The organism is Streptomyces sp. NPDC055287 (assembly GCF_053646035.1).
In genome coordinates this window covers 1-3,811 of record NZ_JBSHNE010000106.1, presented here as the reverse complement: position 1 = coordinate 3,811, position 3,811 = coordinate 1, and the positions used below count along the sequence as shown (strand labels likewise).

Genomic DNA, 3,811 nt, shown 5'->3' with positions numbered 1-3,811 from the left:
TCCTTGCGGACCCACGTCCGCAGCGACTCCGCGGTGATACCGAGATCCGCGGCCACGGCGGCGTACGTCCGATTCCCGGCTGCGGCGCGGTAGAGTCCACTGGGAGTGCAGATGACTTCCCAGCAGCGTCCCTGAGCATCCGTGTATTCGGACGGCATGCATGGCTCTGGAGGCTCCGGCGGTTCTGGACCTGTTGCCCGCCTACCCGACCTGAACCCCGTCGAAGGCGTGTGGGCCCACGTCAAACGCAGCCTCACCAACCGCGCCGTCACGGCACTCGACCAGCTCGAAGTCCTTGTCCGCAACCGCCACAAACGCCTTCAATACCGGCCCCACACCCTCGACGGCTTCATAACCGACACCGGCCTGTCCCTCGAGACATCAGCCTCACCCTGACAAACCGAGGTCAGTAACACCCACCCCACCGCCGCTGATCCCGCCGTGGCAGCGACCCGAAAAACATGCGCAACGCCGATAACTCACCCCGGAGCCGTTCCACCTCCCCCAACCTCATAGACAGAAGAAGCCCACGACCAGGCAAGATCACCCCACGTAACGAAGCACTACTAGCCCGCGTCGGCGGGTCGGCCTTCGCCGGCCATGAACCTCCAGACCAGGCCGTGCCCCAGGACGACGAGCAGGATCAGCAGAATCGCCTCGGCTTGGATCGGCCTCAGGTTCACGATGTCTGCGAGCTCGGGTCTCGCGCCCACCGCCGCGATCAAGGCGTAGAACAGAGCCGCCACCGCCTGCGCCAGGGTCAGGAACACGGAGGAGCCGTCCGGGCGGGTGCGCCCGGTCAGACGCAGCATCGACACACAGCCGATCAGGGCGATCGCCACGAAGCTGGCCCGCCAGATCACCGGGGTTTCCATGCCGCCGACCTGCGCGAACAGGCCCATCAGCGCGGGAAGCAGGAACGAGATGTAGATACCGCCGACGATGTGGCGCAGCTGCGGATCGCGCAGCCACTCCTGGTGTCCCCGGACCACGTTCCACCAGAGGCCGACTAGCGTGAAGCAGGTGGCCGAGAAGAGTGCGTAGAACGTGCTGACATCCACTGCGGCCTCCCACCTCAGGATTCGCACGTCCGTCGCCGGGATCACCTCGAACGGGTCACGGTTCCGGCGACGCGGCCCTCTTGATGGGGCCCGTGCGGAGTGGAGTGAGCGTCTCATGACGACGCCGCCGCCTTGGCGAACAACACTCGGTTCGCACCCCAACGGACGGTGGACAAGTGACGGCGTGTGCTGCCCCACCACCGTCGCCCCGAACGCCAGCGCCACTCGCCAGCCAGCAGCGGGCTCTGAGGGCCTCACGACTTGCACTAGGAGCGTGGGTCAGTAACGGGCAACTGGCCGGGTAGTCGTGATCGGTCGGGTCGGCGCGCTGTCCCGGCGGGCGGCCGGTGAGCTTGTCCGTCTCGAGTGGATGGGCGGGGGCGTGTAGGCCGGGGTCTCTGGCTCGGTGAGGCGCCCCAGGCCGGGGCGTGTGCTCGGTTGGTCAGGCGGCCATGGCGGCGAGTCCGGCGGTTCCGGTGTGCCGGAAGATCTTGCGGAGGTTGTGGCAGGCGGCCAGCAGTCGCCACTCGGCGCGGGCGCCGTCCTCGCCGCGCAGGAGGAGTTGGCGGCCGTTCTGGCAGGTCATGATCTGGCCGAAGACGGGTTCGACGATGGCCTTGCGGCGGCTGTAGGCGGCCTTGCCGGGCTTGGTCCGCAGTTTGCGGGCCATACGTTCCTTGAGGGTGGCGTTCGCTGGTATCCGTCCGCGTGGTGCGGGCGGGACCTGCTCGTCGTGGGCGAGTCGGCCGGTGGCCATGAGCGTGTTCGTCCCGCAGGCGAGTTGGCGGTCCTTCGCGGCCTGGAGGTTGGTCTCGGAGCAGTAGCCGGCGTCGACCAGGGCCTGCTTGGGGTGGATGCTGGTGTTCGCCACGGACTGGTCGAGCATGGTCGTGTAGTTCAGCGCGTCCGACGGGTTGCAGGTGACGTCGGCGGCGGTGATGACCTGGTGTGCCTCGTCTACGACGGCCTGGGCGTTGTAAGCCTGGATGTAGGCGGCGTCGCTGTTCTTCATGATCCGCGAGTCGGGGTCGGTAAAGTTGGCCTGGGCCTTGGGCTTGGGACTCGCCTTCTCGGCGGCGGCCTGCCCGGCATCAGTGACAGCCTGCTCGTTACTGCTGCCGGCGCGCTCCTGTCTGCGGCGTTCCTTCTTTTCCGCGTGCTCGCGTGCCTTGGCGGCGGCTTCGGCCTCGATCTGCGCGCGGGCGGCCTGCAGCCTGGCCAGGCGCTTCTCGCGCCGGTCCAGTTCGGCCGGCAGGTCGACCTCCTTGCCGTCGACGCCGAACCTTTGGTCTTCGGCGGCGTCGGAGGCTTCGGCGCCGGCCAGCAGAGCGGCGGCCTGGGCCTCCAACTGGGCGATCTCGGCTTCGATCCGCTCCTCCTTGTCGACCAGGCGGCCGTAGCTCATGGCCTATTGCTTGGAGGCGTTCGCCTCCAGCTTGGTGCCGTCCAGGGCGACGCGGCCCATCTTGACCATGCCGAGCTTCTGAGCGAGGTGCAGGGACTGTGTGAACAGGTCGGCGAGGGCGTCCAGATGACGGCGGCGGAACCGCGACAGCGACCGGTAGTCAGGGCCCTGCCCGGCGGAGAGGTAGCGGAACGCGACGTCGTCGACGCACTTGCGCTCGATCGCGCGCGAGGAGCGGACACCGGTGGTGTAGCCGTAAATCAGCAGCCGCGCCATCAGCCTGGGGTCATACGGCGGGTAGCCGCGCTTCTCGGTGTAGGCAACGCGGATCGACGACAGGTCCAGCACCTCATCGACCAGCTCGGCCACGAACCGGGCCAGGTGATCCAGGGGCAGCCAGTCCTCCAGCGAGGGCGGCATCAGCAGCACCTGGTCCGGATCGAACGCCCGGAACCTCTTGTCCACCGCCGGCCGCGGTCCGAACTGCGGCCGCACAGTCGCCGCGTCGATCTCGAACAGGCCATCCCCACCAGACATGTGCGGATCGTCCCATGCGGAAGATCACTCACTGAACCGGGGAAACCCGCGGTGCCTGGACCAGTCATCGGTGAGGACTGCCAGGATCTGCGTGTCGACCCAAGCACCCTGCCAGTGCAGCGCCTGGCGCTTCGTGCCCTCGTGGACGAAGCCGACCTTCTCGTAGAGGTGCCGGGCCCGTGGATTGAAGGCGAAGACCTCAAGTTCGACCCGGTGGACACCGACGGTCTCGAAGGCGTGGGCAAGGATCAGCCGGGCGGCCTCGGTGCCGTAACCACGGCCGAAGGCGCGGGGCCCGACCAGGGCGATCCGGAACGAACAGGACCGGTTGTCGGCATGCAACTCGTTCAGGACCACCTCGCCGACGTACTCGCCTGTGGCTTGCTCGACGACCGCCAGATCCAGCCGGTCGTCCTCCGCGGCCCGCGAGGCGTACCACTGCTCGGCGCGTTCCAAAGCTCCCGGCCGGACCTGCCCATGCGTCCCCGTCAGCCGACGTACCTCCGGCTCGTTCAGCAGTTCCACGAGCCCAGGGGCATCGGCGGCAGTGACCGGCCGCAGCAGCACCCTCTTCCCGACCAGGGTGGGCTTGGCAGCGAACGAGAGCGCGGGAGACGTCATGGCAGCGATCATGCCGAACGCGCAGCCGCCCACGTCAACGCATTATCCGCGAGAAACCCACCCAGGTTGAGCGTTACTGACCCACGCTCCTTTGGCCTGTGTGATGTCGTGATCAGTTGCTGGATTCTGTCCTTCTCGCGGGGTGGAACCCGGTAGGACTGTGGTCGTGACACGCAGGCAACTCACG

Annotated in this window: 2 protein-coding genes and 2 pseudogenes; 1 reads left to right on the top strand and 3 read right to left on the bottom strand. The window is 67.6% G+C overall.

Annotation, left to right across the window (positions count from 1 at the left end; translation table 11 throughout):
- Positions 1–204: 204 nt before the first annotated feature.
- Positions 205–396 (top strand): annotated as a pseudogene (locus ACWIHY_RS40090) (IS630 family transposase); the annotation flags it as partial.
- A 170-nt stretch (positions 397–566) separates the two neighbouring features.
- On the opposite strand, the gene ACWIHY_RS40085 reads toward ACWIHY_RS40090, so the two are convergent.
- The 3 genes and pseudogenes from ACWIHY_RS40085 to ACWIHY_RS40075 all read right to left on the bottom strand — a co-directional run bounded on the left by ACWIHY_RS40085 (position 567) and on the right by ACWIHY_RS40075 (position 3,624).
- Positions 567–1,061: a hypothetical protein gene (locus ACWIHY_RS40085; RefSeq protein WP_454381668.1), complete on the bottom strand. Its 495-nt coding sequence runs from the start codon at positions 1,059–1,061 to the stop codon at positions 567–569.
- Positions 1,062–1,503: 442 nt separating this feature from the next.
- Positions 1,504–2,931: pseudogene (locus tag ACWIHY_RS40080) on the bottom strand (IS1182 family transposase).
- Between the two features lie 96 nt (positions 2,932–3,027).
- Positions 3,028–3,624 carry a GNAT family N-acetyltransferase gene (locus tag ACWIHY_RS40075; RefSeq protein WP_454381667.1) on the bottom strand — a complete coding sequence of 199 codons (597 nt, stop codon included), beginning with the start codon at positions 3,622–3,624 and terminating at the stop codon, positions 3,028–3,030.
- Positions 3,625–3,811: the final 187 nt, after the last annotated feature.